This window comes from Streptomyces sp. NPDC055400 (assembly GCF_053644375.1).
On the sequence record NZ_JBSHLM010000002.1, the window covers coordinates 554,972 to 574,201 of the forward strand.

A 19,230-nucleotide genomic window follows, 5' to 3' on the forward strand; every position below is an offset into this window, starting at 1 on the left:
CGCCTCCGTCAGACCTCCGCGCGGGTCATCACATCGCGCGGGCGCGGCCTTCCCAATAGGGTTCACGCAGGCGGCGCTTGTAGAGCTTGCCGTTCGGGTCGCGCGGCATCGTCTCGATGAAGTCGACACTCTTCGGCCGTTTGTAGCCCGCGAGTTGGCGCTCGCAGTGGGCGAGGATCTCGGCGGCGAGCGCGTCTGTGGCCGTGTGCCCCTCCGCGGGTTCGACGACCGCCTTGACCTCCTCGCCCCAGTCATCGTTGGGGATCCCGAAGGCCGCGGCGTCGGCGACGGCCGGGTGGGTGAGGAGCGCGGACTCGATCTCGGCGGGGTAGATGTTGACGCCGCCCGAGATGATCATGTCGATCTTGCGGTCGCGGAGGAAGAGATACCCGTCCTCGTCAAGAATGCCGAGGTCGCCGACGGTGAAGAAGTCGCCGATGCGGTTCTTCTTCGTCTTGGTCTCGTCCTTGTGGTACGAGAATCCTCCGGTGCTCATCTTCATGTAGACGGTGCCGAGTTCGCCGGCCGGCAGCCGGTTGCCGTCGTCGTCGAACACGGCGAGTTCGCTGATGGGCCACGCCTTGCCGACCGTGCCGGGCTTCTTCAGCCAGTCCTCGGCGGTCGCGAAGGCGCCGCCGCCCTCACTGGCCGCGTAGTACTCCTCGACGCTGTGGCCCCACCAGTCGATCATCGCGCGCTTGACGTGGTCGGGGCAGGGCGCGGCGCCGTGGATGGCGTGCCGCATCGCCGACACGTCGTACGCGCTCCTGACGCTGTCGGGCAGGGCGAGCAGGCGGTGGAACTGGGTCGGCACCATGTGCGTGTGGGTGCACTTGAAGGTGTCCATGAGGCGCAGCATGTCCTCGGGGGTCCACTTGTCCATCAGGACGAGAGTGTGCCCGATGTGCAGGGACGCGCCCGCGAACTGGAGTACGGCGGTGTGGTAGAGCGGCGAGCAGACGAGGTGGACGTTGTCGTCGAACGGCTTGATGCCGAAGATGCCGAGGAAGCCGCCGAGGTAGGTCTCCTCGGGGAGTTTGCCGGGCAGGGGGCGGCGGATGCCGCGGGGGCGGCCCGTGGTGCCCGAGGTGTAGTTCATGACCCAGCCGAGAGTGCGGTCGCCCGGCACCGACTCGGGCTGCCCGTCGAGGAGTTGGGCGTACGGGCTGAAGCCGTCGATGGCTCCGACCGCGTACCGCTGCCCTGCCGGGAGTGCCGCCTCGTCGGCGGCGGCCACGGCCTGTTCGGCGAACCGCTCGTGGGCGATGAGGACCTTCGCTCCGGAGTCGGCGACGATCCAGGCGATCTCGGGGCCGACCAGATGGTGGTTGACCGGGACGAGGTAGAAGCCGGCCTGGGATGCGGCGAGGAACGCGGTGAAGAACTCGACTCCGTTGGGCAGGACGACGGCGAACGCGTCACCTCGTTCGAGCCCGGCGGCCCGCAGGCCGTGCACGAGCCTGTTGACGTCGGCGTGCAGCCGGCCCGCGGTCCACTTCTCCCCGTCGGGGGCGACGAGAACGGTACGGCCGGGATCCGCGGTGGCCTGGGCCCAGAATCCGTTGGGGGGCGCGCTGTTGGGGGTGGGGCCGGTGCTCACGACTGACCGCTCCTTCCTGCGATGCGGTTGATGCGGTCGACGGCGCGCTCGAAGCCGCGCGTGAGGTCGTCGAACACGGCCTGGACGGGGCGTTCGCTCGTCATCCGGCCGACGATCTGCCCGACGGGCGTGCCGAGCAGCGGATCGACCTCGTACTTCTGGATACGGGAGACGGCCTCGGCGACGAGCAGCCCCTGGAGCGGCATGGGCAGGGTGCCGGGGCCCGACGGGTCGTCCCAGGCGTCGGTCCACTCCGTGCGGAGCTGGCGCGCGGGCTTGCCGGTCAGGGCGCGGGAGCGGACGGTGTCGCCGGAGCCGGCCGCGAGGAGTTTGGCGGTGAGCGCGCGGGAGTGGAGGTCGGCCTCGGTGGTGGTGAGCCAGAGGGAGCCGAGCCAGACGCCCTGGGCGCCGAGCGCGAGGGCCGCCGCGATCTGTTCCCCGCCGCCGATGCCGCCGGCCGCGAGGACGGGCAACGGGGCCACGGCGTCGACCGCTTCGGGCGTGAGCACCATGGACGCGATCTCGCCGGTGTGTCCGCCTGCCTCGTAGCCCTGCGCGACGACGATGTCGATGCCGGCGTCCGCGTGTTTACGGGCGTGCCGGGCGCTGCCCGCGAGAGCGGCCACGAGGACGTCGTGGTCGTGGGCGCGCTGGATGACGTCGGCGGGCGGCGAACCGAGCGCGTTGGCAAGGAGTTTGATCGGGTAGTCGAAGGCGATGTCCAGCTGGCTGCGGGCGACCTGCTCCATCCAGCCGGTGATGCGCCAGCCCGACGCCTCGCCCTCGGCGAGCTCGGGCACCCCGTGCTTGGCGAGGGTGTCTCTGACGAACTGGCGGTGTCCTTCGGGGATCATCGCCTCGACGTCGGCCTCGGTGAGTTTCTGGCGGTTGGGGCCCTCGACCTTCTTCGCGGGCATCACGACATCGAGCCCGTAGGGCGCGCCGTCGACGTGCTCCTGCATCCAGTCGAGATCGCGGGCCAGGTCGTCGGGTGCGGTGTAGCGGACCGCGCCGAGCACGCCGAACCCCCCGGCCCTACTGATGGCGGCGGCCACCGCCGGGAAGGGCGTGAAGCCGAAGATGGCGTGCTCGATCCCCAGTTTCTTGCTCAGCTCCGTCTGCATGGGCGCAGAATGCCGCACTCCGTCGTACGAGGGAAGACACTTTCTGATGCTGCGTCAGATTTCCGTGACGCATTTCCGAGGCTTGACACGACCGGAGCCTGACATGAAAGTTTCATGCGTCGAGCTAGATCCCGAAAGATTCTTTCAGAAGGGGTTCGTTCATGACCGACGGCGCGGCGGACAGATCGCACGACACGGACGACGGGCTGTCCCGTCGCCAACTGGGCACGGGTGTGCTGGCGCTGGGCGGGGCGCTGGCCATCGCCCCGTTCCCGGCAGGGCCCGCCTCGGCGGCGGACACACACATGGGAGGGCACGCCGACGGGCACGGGACCACCCTGCGCCGCGGGTCCCCCGAGCGGGCCGGCCTGATCGCCGGGCATCTGCGCCAACTCGTCGCCGACGCCGAGAAGTTCCTCGCCCCCTCCCCCAAGCACCCCTGGTACGCGGGCGCCGTACTGCTCGCCGGCCGCGGCGGCACGGTCGCACTCCACCAGCCGATCGGCAAGGCCGTGCGCTACTCGTCCTACGACGACAGGACCGACACGGGTGTGGAGTTCCCGGCCGACCAGCAGATCGCGGCGGCCGAGGACACGGTCTACGACCTGGCCTCCGTGTCGAAGCTGTTCACCTCGCTCATCGCGGTACAGGAGATCGAGCGCGGCAAGCTGGAGCTGGAGGCCACGGTCGCCTCGTACATCCCCGACTTCGCGGGCGCCGGCAAGCAGGGCATCACGATCCGTCAGCTCCTCACACACACCTCGGGATTCCGCGCCTGGATCCCCCTCTACAAGGAGACGACGCGCGAGGGCCAGCTCCGCCTCATCTGGAACGAGGCGCCCCTCAACCCGCCCGGCACCGTGTACCTCTACTCCGACCTCAATCTGATCTCGCTCCAGCTGGTCCTGGAGAAGCTCACGGGCCAGACCCTGGACGTGCTCCTGCGCGAGCGGATCACGGGCCCCCTCGGCATGCGCCGCACCCGCTACAACCCGCCCGCCTCGTGGAAGCCGAAGATCGCCGCGACGGAGGACGCGCGCCTGCCCTGGTCCGGCCTCGACCGCGGACTCCTCTGGGGCGAGGTGCACGACGAGAACGCGTTCGGGCTGGGCGGTGTGGCGGGCCACGCCGGTGTCTTCTCCTGCGCGTGGGACCTCGCGATCCTCGGCCGCACGCTCCTCAACGGTGGTTCGTACGGCGAGGCGCGCATCCTGTCCGAGGACTCGGTACGGCTGCTGTTCACCGACTTCAACCAGGCGTTCCCCGGCGACGAGCACGGCCTCGGCTTCGAGCTCTACCAGCACTGGTACATGGGCGCGATGGCGACACCGCGCACGGCCGGGCACACCGGCTTCACGGGCACGTCCATCGTCCTCGACCCGACGACGGACTCGTTCCTCATCGTGCTCGGCAACTCGGTGCACCCCGTTCGTACGTGGCGATCCGGCTCCGCTCCCCGGGTCGCCACCGCGAACAACCTGGCCCGCGCCGTCGCCGTACGCCCCGCGCACGGGCGCACCGCCTGGTTCTCCGGCATGACGAGCGCCACGTCGGCGACGCTCACACTGCCCGGCCTGGACATCACCTCCGACACGGCGGGCCTCGCCTGCGACCTGTGGTGGGACACGGAGCCGCACTCCGACTTCCTGTACCTGGAGGCGTCGGCCGACGCCGGGACGACCTGGCAGGCCCTGCCCTTCACGACCACCCGCAAGGGAGAGGACGCCGAGGACCACCCCAAGGGCACGGCCGACGGCTGGTCGGGCCGCGCCTGGCACCGCCTGACCGCCGCCCTCGGCGCCTTCAAGGGGAGCCAGGTCCGGCTGCGCTGGCGCTACGCGACCGACCAGTTGTACGTGGGGCGCGGGGTGTACGTGGACGGGGTGCGCGTCACCGACGGCCGCCGGACCGTGTTCGACGAGGCACGCCCGTCCGACGCGGCGCGGATCGAGGCGGTGGGGTGGTCACCCTCGCAGGACTGAGCCAGGCGCGGGCCCCGTTCGGGGGCCTGGGCCGGGCCTGAGCCGCCGGCTCGAGTCGGAGGGCCGGGGCCGGCGGCTCACTTCCCGAGTAGGGCCATCGCCGCGTTGTGCCCGGGGATCCCGCTGACCCCGCCGCCGCGCACGGCGCCCGCGCCGCACAGCAGGACGTTGGCGTGGGCGGTCTCGACGCCCCAACGGCCCGTCCCTTCCTGGGAGTACGGGAAGGACAGGTCGCGGTGGAAGATGTTGCCGCCCGGCAGGCGCAGGTCCCGCTCCAGATCGAGCGGGGTCTTCGCCTCGATGCAGGGCCGACCGTCGGCGTCCGGGGCGAGGCAGTCCTCGATCGGCTCGGCGAGCTGCGCGTCGAGTTGGGCGAGGGTGGCTTTCAGGAGCTCGGCGCGGGCGGCGTCGTTGTCGCCCGCGAAGAGCCGGGCGGGCGTGTGCAGGCCGAACAGGGTGAGGGTCTGGTAGCCGCGCGCGACGAGATCCGGGGCGAGGATGCTCGGGTCGGTCAGCGAGTGGCAGTAGATCTCCGACGGGGGCGCCGCGGGCAGTGACCCGGCCGCCGCCTGGTCGTACGCGGTCGCAAGCTGCTCGTAGCCCTCGGCGATATGGAACGTTCCGGCGAACGCCTCGCGCGGGTCGACGGACGTGTCGCGCAGCTTCGGCAGCCGGGTCAGGAGCATGTTGACCTTGAGCTGCGCGCCCTCGGCCGGCGCGGGCGGCTCGTCGCCGACGAGGGCGGCGAGGGCCTGCGGCGACGCGTTGACGAGCACGTGCCCGGCGCCGACGCGGCCCGCGCCGCGCTCCGACTCGTATGTCACCTCGGCGCGGCGCCCGTCGGTCTCGACGCGGGTCACCTCGTGCCCGGTGACGAGCTCGGCGCCGGCCGCGCGGGCGGCGTCGGCGAGGGCATCGGTGAGGGCGCCCATGCCGCCGACGGGCACGTCCCAGTCGCCGGTGCCGTTGCCGATCACGTGGTAGAGGAAACAGCGGTTCTGCTGGAGGGACGCGTCGTGGGCGTCGGCGAACGTACCGATGAGGGCATCGGTGAGGACCACGCCGCGCACCAGGTCGTCCCTGAAGCGCTCCTCGACGGCCGCGCCGATCGGCTCCTCGAAGAGCATCCGCCAGGCGGCCTCGTCGTCGACGCGCTGCCGGAGTGCGTCCCTGGTCGGCAGCGGCTCGGTGAGCGTGGGGAAGACCCGCTCGGCGACGCGGCGGGTCGTCTCGTAGAAGTCGGTCCAGGCCGCGTACTCGCGCCCGCCGCCGGTGAGGCGCTCGAAGGAGGCGCGGGTGCGCTCCTCACCACCGCCGACGAGCAGCCCGGTCGCCCGACCGTCGCGCTCGGTCGGCGTGTACGAGGACACGGTGCGGCCGCGTACGGCGAAGTCGAGCCCGAGATCGTCGACGATCTTGTGGGGCAGCAGGCTGACCAGGTACGAGTAGCGCGACAGGCGCGCGTCGACCCCGGCGAAGGGCCGCGTCGACACGGCGGCACCGCCGGTGGCGCCGAGCCGCTCGAGAACCAGGACGGAACGTCCGGCCCGGGCGAGGTAGGCGGCGGCGACGAGGCCGTTGTGGCCTCCGCCGACAATGACGACGTCGTAGCGCTCGTGTGCTGGCATCCCTCTTGGTAACACGAGCGGATCATGCCGGGCCAGACCCTGGCTCGGGAGATCGCGGAGCGGAGGGGTAGGGGCGGACGGGCGTGTGGGCGGACGCGCGCGTGGGCGAGCGCGCGCGTGGGCGAGCGCGCGCGTGGGTGGGCGCGCGGGCGCAGGCAGCCCGTCCCAGGCGGACGATCGCGGGCAGGTGCCGCAGGCCCGCGACCGCGGGAGGGCGACCGCAGGCAGAGGAGCCTGGACGTCACTCGCGGGGGAACCGACCGCAGGCAGACACTCAGCCGTCCTTCACGGGCCGATGACCACGGGGAGCCGAACCCAGACAGACGACCGCAGGCAGGCGACCCGAGGCGGGCGACCGCAGACGCCACTCCCAGGCAGACACCCCGCGTAGCCGACCGCACGCAGCCCCTCAGTGGCCCCCCGACGCCCGCTGCTGGCGCAGCGCCGCCACCCGGCGGTACAGCTCGACCGCCTCCGTGCCGCGGCCGAGTTGTTCCAGGCAGTGTGCCTCGTCGTTGCGGCTGGCGAGGGTGTCGGGGTGGTCGGCGCCGAGGACCTGTTCGCGGGCCGCGGCGACCAGGCGGTACTCGGCGAGCGCGTCGGACCACCTGCCGAGCCAGCCGAGACCGACGGCCACCTCGCGCCGGCTGACCAGCGTGTCCGGGTGATCGGCACCGAGGACCCGGGCGCGGATCGCGCAGACGTCGCGGGCCTCGGCGAGCGCTTCCTCCCAGCGGCCCATCCGCCCCAGGTTGACGCCGAGGCCGTGGCGGGTGCGCAGGGTCTCGGGATGGGCCGGGCCGCTGACGCGCGTACGGTCGTCGATGAGGTCGCGGTAGAGGCCCAGGGCCTCGGCGCTGCGGCCGAGCCGGCCGAGGCTGATGCCTACCTCGTAGCGCGCGGCGAGCGTGTCCTGATGGTCGGGGCCGAGCGCCTGTCCGCGGGCCTCCGCCACCTCCCGGTAGGTGCGCAGGGCCTCGGCCCAGCGCCCCAACTGGCCCAGTGCGTAAGCGACTTCGTAGCGCGTGACGAGCGTGTCCGGATGGCCGGCGCCGAGGACGCGGGCGCGCGCCGAGGCGACCTCGCGCGCCATGCGGTACGAGTCCTCGAGTCGCCCGAGACGGCTGAGGTTGTACGCGAGGTTGTGGCGGCAGCGCAGGGTGTCCGGGTGGTCGGCGCCCATGGCCCGCTCACGCGCCGCGAGCACCGACGTGTACACCTGGTGCGCGTCGAAGTGGCGTCCCAACTGGCCCAGGACGTACGCCATTTCCTGCCGGGAACCGAGCGTTTCGGGGTGGTCGGGGCCGAGGACCCGCTCGCACCCCTCGGTGACGCGGCGGTACTCGCGCAGGGCGTCGGCGGGGCGGCCGGTGCGGCTGAGCGTGAAGGCGACCTCGTAGCGGCTGGCGAGCGTCTCGGGGTGGTCGGGGCCGAGCGCGTGCTCGCGCTCCGCCGCGACGGCGCGGTGGACCTCACCGGCCTCCTCCCAGCGCCCGAGCCGGCCGAGGCTCAGGCCCGCGTTGTGCCGGGCGGCGAGATGGGCGACCAACTCCGGTGCCGGCGTGGGGCGTTCCGTACGGACGGGCTGCTCCCCGCGTCGCGACTCGGGGCGCGCGATCCACTCCCCGGCCAGGCCCGCGGCCGCGTCGGGCGGCGTGCCGCGCAGCAGGGGTGGGCCGGCCGCCTTGTGGCCCGTCGTCATGCCGCGCGTCCAGGACGGCAGCCGCGGTTCACGGGACAGCGGCTGCTGCGGCTCGGCCGCCGTCTGCCGTACCGGGGCGGTGGCCACCGTCGGCGCATATCCGGACGCGGAATGGCCGTCACCGATCCGCCGGGCCAGTTCGCGGGCGTCCCGGGGCCGTTCGTCCGGGTCCTTCGCGAGGAGGTCGACGATGATCCGGTCCAGGAAGCCGGGGAGCCCGGCCCGGTGCGTGCGGGGCGGTTCGGGCACGGTGTCGCGGTGCCCGACGAGGACGGCCCAGGCGTCCTCCAGGTCGAACGGCGGCGCTCCGGTCGCGATCTCGTAGAGCACGCAGCCGAACGAGTACAGGTCACTGCGCTGGTCGACAGGGTCGCCGCCGATCTGCTCGGGCGACATGTAGTGCGGGGTGCCCATCGCGATGCCGGTGCCGGTGAGGCGTGAGGTGAAGCCGATGTCGTGGCCGAGGCGCGCGATGCCGAAGTCGCAGATCTTCACCGTGCCGTCGGCGAGCCGCATGATGTTCGCGGGCTTCAAGTCACGGTGGACGATGCCCTGTTCATGCGTGTAGGCGAGCGCGGCCGAGACCTGCCCGGCGATCTCGACGATGTCGGCGACGGGTAACGGGTGCTGCTTGTTGTCCTCCAGGAGCTGGCTGAGGTTCTTGCCCTCGAGCAGCTCCATCACGAGGTACAGCACGCCTTCGTGCTCGCCGAAGTCGTGGACGACGGTCACCCCGCGATGCTGAAGGGCGGCCGCCACCCGGGCCTCCCTGCGGAAGCGCTCCCGCAGGACCCGGGTGAAGGACTGGTCGTGCTGCGGCCCCATCGGCTTGAGGCACTTGACCGCGACTCTGCGCCCGAGCGACTCGTCCCTGGCGCGCCACACTTCGCCCATACCGCCCCGCCCGATGAGATCGAGCAGCCGGTACCGGCCCTGGATCAGCCTGGTCTCCCCCGACTCCGGCATCTCGCGCTGTCGCCCCCGTCGCCTCGCTGCGCCCTCCCCGGCCTGTCCAGTATGGCCGTCCGACTCCCGATTTTGTACGGGGCCGGGCGGCTGCCGGGGCCGAGTCGTGACATGGCGCGCAGGATGTGTTTCGGCGGGAGTTGCCAGCGCACACGTGCGGGAACGCAGCGCAGGACGGTGCCGGTGAACCGCAGGCCTCGGGTCACGGCGGCCGGTTCCGGGGCCGGCCTGCCGTACAACTCGTGGGCGTACGGCGGCAGAGAGGCGTACGCCAGATGCGACACGCGCCTCCAGAGCGTCGCGCGCGCCGGGACCAGCAGCGGGTGGACGGGCGGCCTGCGCAGGAAGTCGTCCACGTCCTGGGCCTCCGGCCCGGCGGCGAGCAGGGGTCTCATCCACTCGAAGTACGCGGCGAGTTGTGCTTGGTCGCCGGGCACGTCGGCGGGGTCGAGGCCCACCAGCCGGGCGCTGGTGCGGTGTTCGCTGATGTACTGGTCGGCCTGCGCGTCCGTGAGCCGGAACCCGGAGCGGCGCGCGACATGGAGGTAGGAGTCGATCTCGGCGCAGTGCACCCACAGGAGCAGCTCCGGCTCGTCGACGCCGTACCGTTCACCGCTATCGGGGTCGGTGACCTTGAGATGACTGTGGATCTTCCGCACGCGGGCACCGGCACGCTCGGCGGCCTCAGTGGTCCCGTACGTGGTCGTACCGACGAACCCGGCCGTCCGCATCAGCCGCCCCCAGGCGTCCTTGCGGAAGTCCGAGTTCTGCATGACGCCCCGCACGGCACGCGGAAGGAGCGCCTGGAAGTAGAGCGCGCGCACACCGGCGACCCACATCATCGGATCTGCGTGCACCTGCCAGGTAACCGACCCGGGCCCGAAGAGCCCGGGATCACCCCGCCCCTCTTCCGTCGTGCCCACCACGTCGCCGCCTCTCCCTCGCATCAGCGGTCCCAGCGCGATCAAGGATCTCCACTCGGCGCTTCAGCACAACGCTACCGGTGAGTTGACACGGCCGCCCCAGAGGTTCAGGCCCTGACCGCCGCCGACCCGGACCAGCTCCGTACCTCCGCGTCCGCGTCGAAGCCGATCGGCTCCCAGCGCTTCGCCAGCAGGGCCGTCAGGCCGAGGACGGGGGCGGCGAGGATGACCCAGTAGACGTGGGTGCCGAGGCCGGTGCTGAGGATGGGGAAGAAGAAGAGGGTCAAGGTCGAACCCAGGCGCAGCACGGCCTGGTTGAAGCCGATGCTGACGCCGCGCATCGACGTCGGGAAGCCCAGCGAGGCGTAGCTCATGATGTGCGCGCCGGGGCCGAAGCCCTGCGCGAACATGAACGCGCCGAGCATCAGGATGCCCGCCGTCACGACGGCCGTCCCGGACGGATCCCCGATGAGGCCGAGCACCGTGACGGCGGCGAACTGGATCGCGAAGCCCAGCGTCATCATCGGCCAGGCGCCGCGGGTCGACGCCCAGCGGATGCCGAGCAGCCCACCGGTCAGGGCGAAGACGAGGTTCAGGGCGAAGGAGGACGCGATCGTGGTGAGCGGGCCCTGGGTCATCAGCGTGGCGATGATGACCGGCAGTCCGAACGCGACCGCGTTGTAGCCGAAGGTCTCCGCAAGACCGACCGCCACCGACTGGATCGTGCGCGTGCGGTACGGCGGGGCGAAGAGCCGCTTGTACGCGCCGAGGCCGGTGCGGGGCGGGCGGGGCGCCGTCCTGGGCGCGTCGTCGGCGACGCGCGCGTCCACGCCGTACGACTGCCGCAGGATCTTCGCAGCGCCCTCCAGGTCACCCTGGTCGGCGGCCCAGGTCGGGGACTCGTTCATGTACCGCCGGCGCAGCAGCAGTACCAGCAGCGCGGGGACCGCGCCGAAGCCGACGGTGAACCGCCACAGCCAGCCCAACCGGGCGTCCGGCAGGACGAAGTACAGCAGCATGATCACGAGGTAGCAGCCGCTGGTCGCGGTGTACCAGGCGGGTGACCAGGCGGCCGTGCGAGAGCCCTTGCTGCCCTTGCCGTGCAGCCGGGAGAACTCGGCGAGGAACGCGATCGCGACCGGGATGTCCATGCCGACGCCGATGCCCATCACGAAGCGCGCGGCGATCAGCGTCCACACGTCCTGCGCGAGAGCGCACACCAGCGCGGTGGCGACGAAGAAGAGCATGTTGGCCATGAAGACGCGGTAGCGGCCGATCCGGTCGACCAGCCAGCCGCCGACGAGGGCGCCGAGGAGCGAACCGACGCTGATCGAGGCGGTGACCGTGCCGGCCATGGTGGAGCTGAGGCCGAACTGCCGGGTGATGTCGGGCAGCCCGTAGGCCAGGGAACTCAGGTCGTACGCGTCGAGGAAGATGCCGCCGAGCGCGATGATCACGATCATCTTGGCGTGCCGGCCCCGCGCCGTGCCCGAGTTGACGAGATCGGAGACGTCGGCCGCGGAGCGGATCAGCACCGTGCCCGCCGGCGTCACCGGAGATGTGCTGGTGGACAGGGGGGATGTGGAGCTCACGAGCGCCTTCCGGTGTGGTGCGAGGACGTACCGTCGGATCGTATGCACCGTCCGGAATTCGCCCCTCCACATGTCCATATCGTGGGCACGCCCGGTGGACTCGGCAGCGGCACATGATCCAAGCTGTGACCATGCACCCATCCTGGCCACGGACACAGGCGACACCCGGCGTTTGCCGTTCATTGGGGCAGAGCTGGTGCGGCGATCCGGAAAGCGCTCTACCTTCGTGCGAATGAGAGCGGCGGATAGCGGTATTCGGGTCTGGGCACAGCGCGGCATGTGGGGTTCTGTGCTGCTCTCATCAGGTGCCTGGGGCGCCGGCGCGCTGCCGCGGGGTGTACCGGACGGGATCTGGGGAACCCCGGGACCCGCTCTCGCGCTGATCGGCGCGACGGCGGCGTACGCGGGACTCGGTCTGCTGCTCTGGTCCTGGTGGCAGTTGGGCACGCTGCTGCGGGCCGGTGCGGTGATGAGCAGACGGCGGCAGTGGCTCACGCTGGGCGGCTGGGCGCTGCCTCTGCTTCCGGCGCCGTCGCTGTTCAGCATGGACATCTACAGCTACGTGGCCCAGGGCGCACTGGCCGGGCGCTCCTGGAACGTCTACGAGATGGGCCCCTCCGCGCTCGGCGGGCCGCTCGCCGCGAACGTCCCGGAGGTGTGGCAGGACTCCCCGGCTCCGTACGGACCCCTGTCCGTTCTGGTGAGCCGGGCCGTGGTCTTCGTGACCGGCGAACACCATGTGGTCGCCGCCGTCGTGCTCCATCGGGTGGCCGCGCTCGCCGGGCTCGCCCTGCTGGCCTGGTCGGTTCAGTGGCTCGCGACGCGGTCGGGCGGCGACGGCTCAGGAGCCTGGTGGGCGGCACCGCTGAATCCGCTGGTGCTGGCCCACCTGGTGGGCGGGGCGCACAACGAGGCGCTGATGCTCGGCTTGATGATGGCCGGTCTTGTGGCGTGCCGGTCCGGACGATGGGTGCTGGGCGTTGTGGTGCTGACGTGCGCCGCGTTGGTGAAGGCCCCGGCCGCGGTGGCCCTGGGGTGCGCCGGCCTGGTGGCGGTCGCCGGACAGACGGGCTGGTGGCGACGTCTGGGCCGCGCGGCGGGGATCCTCCTCGCGGCCGTCGGGACGCTGGTACTGACGGTGTCGCTCTGCGGGCTGGGCTGGGGCTGGCTCGACACGATCCGCACACCGACCCACTCGTACACGCCGATGTCGGTGACCACGGACGTCGGCCGGCTGCTGCGCTGGATCGGGACCGAAGCCGGCTGGGTCACCACACCGGACCCGGTGACGGTGATGCGTACGCTCGGGACCTTGGCTGGGCTCTGCGGGGCCCTGTACTTCCTGGCGCGCGCTCCTCGCCTCGGCGCCGAACGCGCGGCGGCCCTGGGACTGTTGGCCCTGGTGGTGTGCGCTCCCGCCGTGCAGGGCTGGTACCTGCTGTGGGGGGCGGTGCCCCTGGCCACGGTCGCATGGGGCGCGCTGGCGGACACCCGGATCAAGACAGCGGTCGTCGTTCTGGTTCTCATGGTGATGCCGTCGGGCCGGGGACCCACCGTCACGGATGTGGTCGGCGTTGTCCTAGGGGGCTTGGCGATCCTGCTGTGGGTGGCGTGGACGTCTCAACGAGAGCGTGACGCAGGGCTCCAGCCTTCTCCCCGGCCCAGTTACGGCGAGGCACCGTTGCGGTTTCCCTGAAGTTGTAGTGCGGGCGTTCCGGGGGCCCGGAGCCGGTCGGCCTCACGCGCCACCTCGCGTTCAACGACGTCCAGGATCCTGTCGGATCCCCGATGACCACACCACTGATGACCACACCACTCAGGAGGCCGTCTCATGGAACCCGTCACGCTGATCACCGGTGGCTCGACCGGAATCGGCGCCGCCACCGCTCGCGCCCTGCTGAAGCAGGGCCACCGCGTGGCCGTCACCGGACGTGACGCGGACAAGCTCGCTGCCTTCGCCGCTTCGGCCGCGGCGGGCGAGCGGCTGCTGACGATCACGGGCGACACCAGCGACGAACACGACGTCGTCTCCGCCGTGCGCCACGTGGTGGACGCGTGGGGCCGGCTGGACAACGTCATCGCCAACGCGGGTTTCTCGCTGCCCGGCAACCTGGAGAGCCATGCCCCCGAGGACATGCGCGCCATGGTCCTCACCAATGTCCTGGGCCCGGCCCTGCTGGTGCGGGAGACCCTGCCGCACCTGAGGGAGTCCAAGGGCCGGATCGTGATCATCGGTTCGGTCGCCGGGGTGCGCAACACGCCCGGCAACCTGTACTCGGTCACCAAGTGGGCCGCGCACGCGCTGACCGAGAACACCCGGCTGCTGGTCGGCAAGGACGGGGTCGGCGTGACCGTCATCGCCCCCGGAGTGGTGGACACCCCGTTCTGGGACCAGCGCGGCGGCACTCCCGAGGCGGCGCCGGCGATGACCGCCGAGCACATCGCGGACACGATCGTCTTCACCGTCAACCAGCCCGCGGGCGTGGACATCAACCACATCACCATGCGGCCGTCCGGGCAGCTCGGCTGACCCCGCGCCCCCAACGACGGGACGAAATGGCGCCTCAGCGGCGGACGCGGGGCATGCCCAGGCCTATCCAGGAGATGATCTCGCGCTGGATCTCGTTGTTGCCGCCGCCGAACGTGAAGATCACGGCTGATCGGTAGCCGCGTTCGAGTTCGCCGTGCAGGACTGCGCCCGCCGAGCCCTCCTTGAGCGCTCCCGCCGCGGCGACGACCTCCATCAGCCAGGCATACGCCTCGCGGCGTGCCTCGGAGCCGTACACCTTTACGGCGGAGGCGTCCTGCGGGGTGAGGCTGCCTTCCTGGACGGCGTTCACCATCTGCCAGTTGAGGAGTTTCATCGCGTCGAGCCGGGTGTGCGTCTGGGCGAGGCGCTTGCGCACCCAGCCGAGGTCGATGACGCGGCGCCCGTCGGCGAGTTTGGTGTCCATGGCCCAGCGCTGGACGTCGCGCAGCGCGCGGATCGCCATGGTGCCGTGGGCGGCGAGCGTCACGCGCTCGTGGTTGAGCTGGTTCGTGATGAGCCGCCAGCCCTTGTTCTCCTCACCGACGCGGCGGCTGGCGGGAACGCGGATGTTCTCGTAGTAGCTGGCCGTGGTGTCGTGCGAGGCAAGGGTGTTGATGACGGTGCAGGAGTAGCCGGGGTCCGACGTCGGCACCAGGAGCATGGTGATGCCCTTGTGCGGCGGGGCGTCCGGGTCGGTGCGCACGGCGAGCCACACCCAGTCGGCCGTGTCGCCGTTGGTCGTCCAGATCTTCTGCCCGTTCACCGTGTAGTGGCCGGTGAGCTCGTCCCCGTCGCGCACCGCCCGCGTCTTGAGCGCGGCGAGGTCGGTGCCCGCGTCGGGCTCGCTGTAGCCGATGGCGAAGTCGAGTTCTCCGGAGAGGATCCTCGGCAGGAAGTACGCCTTCTGCTCGTCGCTGCCGTACTGCATGATCGTGGGGCCGACGGTGTTGAGCGCCATGAGCGGCAGGGGCACGCCCGCCTGGGCGGCCTCGTCGAAGAAGATGAACTGTTCCATGGGCGTCAGGCCGCGCCCGCCGTACTCCTTCGGCCACCCGACGCCAAGCCACCCGTCGGTGCCGAGCCGGCGCACCGTCTCGCGGTAGAACCGCTTCTGCGCGGCCGGGTCCTCGTAGCGGGCGTACGCGTTGTCGGGCACCAGCTCCGCGAAGTAGGCGCGCAGCTCCGCGCGCAACTGCTGTTGCTCGGGCGTGTATTCGAGGTGCACGGCCCCTCCTGACGGTCGCTGGTACACCGGGTCCCGGTCCTGACGGCGCACACAGTAGAACTCGTTTCAGAAATAAGGAATGGGCGCGGGCGGACGGTTCCGGCGCCGAGCCCGTGCTGGTCAATTCCTTTGCGGGGCTCGCGCCCACGCGATTAGGTTCGGCCGCGCCCCAACTCTCCGTACAAGGAGCCCTCTTGTCGCTGCACCTCACCCCGCTGACCGATCCGGCCGGCGGTCCGGACGCCCGCCGCCTCGCCTGGCTGGCTGCCGACGCCGACGGGAACCCCGTCGGGTCCGCGTTCCTGCGGCTCATCGACCGGGACGGGCAGCGGCATCTCGCCCAGCTGGACCTCCAGGTCCATCCCGCGGAACGGCGTCGCGGCGCCGGCACCCGCCTCCTCGACGCGGCGGTGGCGGCCGCCAAGGACGACGGGCGGCGTTCGCTCACCGCCGCGGCCGACGACGGCTCACCCGCGGACCTGTTCCTGGCCGCGCGAGGGTTCCGCCGGGTGCTGAACCTGACGTACGCGCGACTCCCGCTCGCGGACGCGGACGTCCCGGCCCTCACCCGGACGGCGCGCGCGGAGCACCCCGGATACCGGCTCGTCTCCTGGGAAGGGACGGTTCCCGACCACCTGGCCGCGACGTTCGCCGCGTCGCGTCGCGCCATGGACGACATGCCCATGGACGACACCGACTACGGGACGGTCGCGTGGGACGTGGACCGCGTCCGCGCGGTCGCCAAGGCGATCGAGCGGCGCGGCGAACACCTCGACACGGTCGCGGCGGTCGCCTCCGACGGCACCGTGGTGGGGTTCACCGAGCTCGTCGTCCCCGGCGACGGCACGGGCGACGGACAGCACTACGGCACGGGCGTGCTGCCCGAGCACCGCGGGCACGGCCTCGCGCGCTGGATGAAGGCCGAGGCCGTTCTCCGCGCCCGCGGCCGCCACCCGGAGCTCGGGGGCCTGCTCACGGACACCGCCGACAGCAACACGCACATGCGCGCCGTGAACGACGCACTCGGCTACGTGCCGACGCACCGGACGTACGAGTACCAGCTCGAGCTCCAGCAGGGCTGAAGCCACGCGCGGTGGCCGCCGCGGGGCCGCGGTGGCCACCGTCACACCCTCCCCCGTACCCCATACCGCCGAGATAGTTGTAGAGTACAACGTGAAAGGTTGTAATCACCAACCCACTCAGCTGGAGGTCCTGCCCATGCCCGCCGATCACAAGGCACACCGCTCCGAGTCCGCGGGCGCCGTGCACGGCGTGCGGAATCCGGCGCTGCGCCATGTCCTGACCCACCTCATCACCCCGCTCCTGATGTGCCTGGGCATGGGGCTCGCGTACATGGGGGCCTTCGTCGCGCCCGAGCCGCACCATCTGCCGGTGGCGGTCGTCGGGGCGGGGCCCGAGGCGAAGGTCTTCGCCCAGACGGTGAAGGACAAGGCCGGCGACGCGCTCGACGTCCGTACGCTAGACAGCCGCCCGGCGGCCGTGGAGCAGCTTCGGTCCCGTGACATCGACGGCGCGTACGTCCTGAGCGCGAAGTCCCCCGAGCTGCTCGTCGCCACCGCCGGGTCCGACATGAGCGCGATCACCGCCGAGAAGATCTTCACCCCCGTCGCCACGCAGCAGGGCGTGCCGCTCAAGGTGACGGACGTGACCCCGACGGTCTCGGACGACCCGACGGGCCAGGGCCTGTTCTTCCTCCTGGTGGCGCTGAGCATCGGCTCGTACGCGTCGGTGGCCGTGGTCGGCGCGGCGGGTTCCGCCCTGTCGATGCGGACGCGGGCCGCGCTCGTGGTCGGTGTGTCCGGCGTGGTCAGCCTCATCGGCGCGGCTCTCGCGGGACCCGTGTTCCACCTGGCCCACCACGACCTGTGGGGCATGTGGGCCATGTCCTGGCTCTACTCAGCGGGCATTCTCTTCATCGGCGTGGGTCTGCACACGTTCCTGAAGCGGTGGACGACGCTCGCGCTCATGGTGTTGTTCGTGATGCTGAACTTCACCAGCTCCGGCGGCCTCTACCGGCCCGAGCTGCAGAACGGCTTCTTCGGCACCCTGCACGCCTTCTGGAACGGCGCCGGCTTTGTCGAGGGCTCGCGCAGCCTGCTCTACTTCGGCAGCCACGACCTGGCCAGGCACGTGTGGTCGCTGGCCGTCTGGCTCGTCGTCGGCCTTGCCGTGACGGGGCTTGCCGCGCTCACGGAGCGGCGGCGCGGTGCCGTCGAGGCCGAGGCCGAGGCCGAGGCCCGGCAGCATGCCGCGCACAGCGTGACTTCGGCGCCTGCCCGCTCCACGGAGGCAGCACAGGAAGAGGCGGCAGAGGAAGAGATGGAGGAGACGGTCGCGGTCTGAGCGTCACCGACAGACCGGAGCCGTCGCGCCGGGCGTCCCGATGCGGGCGCCCGGCGCGCGCGTATCGGTCCTCAGGACCCCCGTCACACCCCCTGCGGAATCCGCTTCGCCTTGCTCCGCAGCTGGAAGGCCGTGATGATCTCCACGACGCCGACCGCCAGCAGCCAGCAGCCGCCGACCAGGGTGAGTACGGCGACGGACTGGAACGGCGAGACGATCAGGACCACACCGGCCAGCGCGCTCACGACGCCGAGGAAGATCTGCCAGCCGCGCGCCGGCATCGCCTCGTCGGAGATGGCCGCGACGGTCTGGGTGATGCCGCGGAACAGCCAGCCGATACCGATCCACAGCGCGAGCAGCAGGATCGACTGCGTCGCCCCGCGGAAGCAGAACAGGCCGAGCAGGATCGACAGCGCGCCGCTGATGAAGGCCATCACGCGCAGCCCGGTGGTGACATGCGTGCCGAACGCGGCCACCAGCTGGAAGACGCCGGTGACCAGGAGATACACGCCGAAGAGCACTCCGGCGGCGAACAGGGACGCCCCGGGCCAGACCAGGACCAGTACGCCCAGGATCAGGGCGGCTATGCCGGCCAGGAGCACTACTTGCCATGCGGATTGGGCCAGGCGCCCGAGGGGGCCCTCGGGTGGGGAAGTGCGCTCTTCGCGGATCTCTTCGGCCGCCGGGGTTCGGGGTTCGTGCGGTGCGTGGGTCATGTCCGACTGTTCACACGGCGTCGGCGCGCCCGCCACTCGGGTGAGGCGAACGACGTACGCCTGCGGCATCCGGGGGCCGTCACCGGAGCGGCGGACGAGCGCGGACACGAAGCCCGCAAACTCCGCACAATTGGGCCATGACAGAACGCTCCAAGAGCTCCGAACCGCACTTCCGCGTCCGCCGGGTCTACGATCCGCCGTCGGCGGACGACGGAACCCGGGTCCTGGTGGACCGCCTGTGGCCGCGCGGCGTCTCCAAGGAGCGGGCCGACGTCCAGGAGTGGATGAAGGACCTGACGCCGTCCTCCGCGCTGCGCTCCTGGTACCACGAGGACCGCGCGTCCCGCTTCCCTGAGTTCGAGCGCCGCTACCGCGACGAGCTCGCGGAGCCGGACCGCGTGGAGCTGACGGACAAGCTGCGCGCGCTGGCCCGTACGGGGACGGTCACGCTGGTCACCTCGGTCAAGGACATCGAGCACAGCCATGTGCCGGTGCTGGTGCGGCACCTGACCGAGAGCTGACCCTCCGGGGACGGCGCGGATCGGGTCCCGTCGCACCCCTCGTGCGTACGGGCCCGGCCCGACAGCAGGTGCGAACCGGCACAAGCTATGCCAATTTTGTGCAACGACGCGACCTGGGAGGGCCCGCATGACCACCATGGACGTCCCGTCCGACGAACCGGGACCGCGGACGAGGACGGCGGCACCGGTCACGGCGCCGCCGTGAAGTGCGCGACGCCGGGGCTGATGGCGACCGCGTCGGTGGCGAGTCCGCGGGCCGACGAGAGCGTGGACCCCTCCGAGACCGAGCACATGGCGCAGGTGGTGGCACGGTTCCTGCGCGCGTACGGCACTGAAGCGCGCCGCTGACACCATCCC

General features: G+C 71.4%; 15 protein-coding genes. 7 read left to right on the forward strand and 8 right to left on the reverse strand.

What is annotated here, in order from left to right; genetic code table 11:
* Positions 1 to 28 precede the first annotated feature (28 nt).
* Positions 29 to 1,600 carry an acyl-CoA synthetase gene (locus tag ACWIGU_RS06930; protein ID WP_454398200.1) on the reverse strand — a complete coding sequence of 524 codons (1,572 nt, stop codon included), beginning with the start codon at positions 1,598 to 1,600 and terminating at the stop codon, positions 29 to 31.
* Positions 1,597 to 2,724, reverse strand: coding sequence for an NAD(P)H-dependent flavin oxidoreductase (locus ACWIGU_RS06935; protein WP_454398202.1), 1,128 nt, complete (start codon positions 2,722 to 2,724; stop codon positions 1,597 to 1,599). The genes ACWIGU_RS06930 and ACWIGU_RS06935 overlap by 4 nt, the downstream gene beginning before the upstream one ends.
* 161 nt (positions 2,725 to 2,885) lie before the next feature.
* Here ACWIGU_RS06935 and ACWIGU_RS06940 point away from each other — a divergent pair, with 161 nt between their 5' ends.
* Entirely contained in the window at positions 2,886 to 4,706 is a 1,821-nt protein-coding gene (locus ACWIGU_RS06940) for a serine hydrolase (protein WP_454398204.1), read from the forward strand.
* Between the two features lie 77 nt (positions 4,707 to 4,783).
* On the opposite strand, the gene ACWIGU_RS06945 is transcribed toward ACWIGU_RS06940, so the two are convergent.
* From ACWIGU_RS06945 to ACWIGU_RS06960, 4 genes are all read right to left on the reverse strand, one after another.
* Positions 4,784 to 6,334, reverse strand: a complete 1,551-nt coding sequence (locus ACWIGU_RS06945) for a phytoene desaturase family protein (protein ID WP_454398206.1) — start codon at positions 6,332 to 6,334, stop codon at positions 4,784 to 4,786.
* Positions 6,335 to 6,743: 409 nt separating this feature from the next.
* On the reverse strand, positions 6,744 to 9,002 hold the full coding sequence (locus ACWIGU_RS06950) for a tetratricopeptide repeat protein (protein ID WP_454398208.1): 2,259 nt from the start codon (positions 9,000 to 9,002) through the stop codon (positions 6,744 to 6,746).
* A complete protein-coding gene (locus tag ACWIGU_RS06955) occupies positions 8,975 to 9,928 on the reverse strand; it encodes an oxygenase MpaB family protein (protein WP_454398209.1) in 954 nt (317 codons plus the stop codon). The genes ACWIGU_RS06950 and ACWIGU_RS06955 overlap by 28 nt, the downstream gene beginning before the upstream one ends.
* Positions 9,929 to 10,032: 104 nt before the next feature.
* On the reverse strand, positions 10,033 to 11,517 hold the full coding sequence (locus ACWIGU_RS06960; RefSeq protein WP_454398211.1) for an MFS transporter: 1,485 nt from the start codon (positions 11,515 to 11,517) through the stop codon (positions 10,033 to 10,035).
* Positions 11,518 to 11,749: 232 nt separating this feature from the next.
* Here ACWIGU_RS06960 and mptB point away from each other — a divergent pair, with 232 nt between their 5' ends.
* Both mptB and ACWIGU_RS06970 read left to right on the forward strand, forming a co-directional pair.
* The gene (mptB, locus tag ACWIGU_RS06965; RefSeq protein WP_454398213.1) at positions 11,750 to 13,213 is read left to right on the forward strand and encodes a polyprenol phosphomannose-dependent alpha 1,6 mannosyltransferase MptB; all 1,464 of its coding nucleotides are present in this window, start codon (positions 11,750 to 11,752) and stop codon (positions 13,211 to 13,213) included.
* A gap of 135 nt (positions 13,214 to 13,348) precedes the next feature.
* Entirely contained in the window at positions 13,349 to 14,047 is a 699-nt protein-coding gene (locus ACWIGU_RS06970) for an SDR family oxidoreductase (protein WP_454398215.1), read from the forward strand.
* A 34-nt stretch (positions 14,048 to 14,081) separates the two neighbouring features.
* On the opposite strand, the gene ACWIGU_RS06975 is transcribed toward ACWIGU_RS06970, so the two are convergent.
* A complete protein-coding gene (locus ACWIGU_RS06975; RefSeq protein ID WP_454398217.1) occupies positions 14,082 to 15,272 on the reverse strand; it encodes an acyl-CoA dehydrogenase family protein in 1,191 nt (396 codons plus the stop codon).
* A 194-nt stretch (positions 15,273 to 15,466) separates the two neighbouring features.
* Between ACWIGU_RS06975 and ACWIGU_RS06980 the strand changes: the two genes are divergently transcribed.
* Together ACWIGU_RS06980 and ACWIGU_RS06985 are read left to right on the forward strand one after the other, a co-directional pair.
* Positions 15,467 to 16,354, forward strand: a complete 888-nt coding sequence (locus ACWIGU_RS06980) for a GNAT family N-acetyltransferase (RefSeq protein ID WP_454398219.1) — start codon at positions 15,467 to 15,469, stop codon at positions 16,352 to 16,354.
* A 190-nt stretch (positions 16,355 to 16,544) separates the two neighbouring features.
* Entirely contained in the window at positions 16,545 to 17,636 is a 1,092-nt protein-coding gene (locus ACWIGU_RS06985) for a hypothetical protein (protein WP_454398624.1), read from the forward strand.
* 83 nt (positions 17,637 to 17,719) lie between these two features.
* Here ACWIGU_RS06985 and ACWIGU_RS06990 read toward each other — a convergent pair whose 3' ends face one another.
* Positions 17,720 to 18,352: an HdeD family acid-resistance protein gene (locus ACWIGU_RS06990; protein ID WP_454398221.1), complete on the reverse strand. Its 633-nt coding sequence runs from the start codon at positions 18,350 to 18,352 to the stop codon at positions 17,720 to 17,722.
* Between the two features lie 137 nt (positions 18,353 to 18,489).
* On the opposite strand from ACWIGU_RS06990, the gene ACWIGU_RS06995 reads away from it, so the two are divergent.
* A complete protein-coding gene (locus ACWIGU_RS06995; RefSeq protein ID WP_454398223.1) occupies positions 18,490 to 18,873 on the forward strand; it encodes a DUF488 domain-containing protein in 384 nt (127 codons plus the stop codon).
* A gap of 201 nt (positions 18,874 to 19,074) precedes the next feature.
* Complete coding sequence (locus ACWIGU_RS07000; protein WP_454398224.1) at positions 19,075 to 19,221, forward strand: hypothetical protein; 147 nt, start codon at positions 19,075 to 19,077, stop codon at positions 19,219 to 19,221.
* Positions 19,222 to 19,230 lie beyond the last annotated feature (9 nt).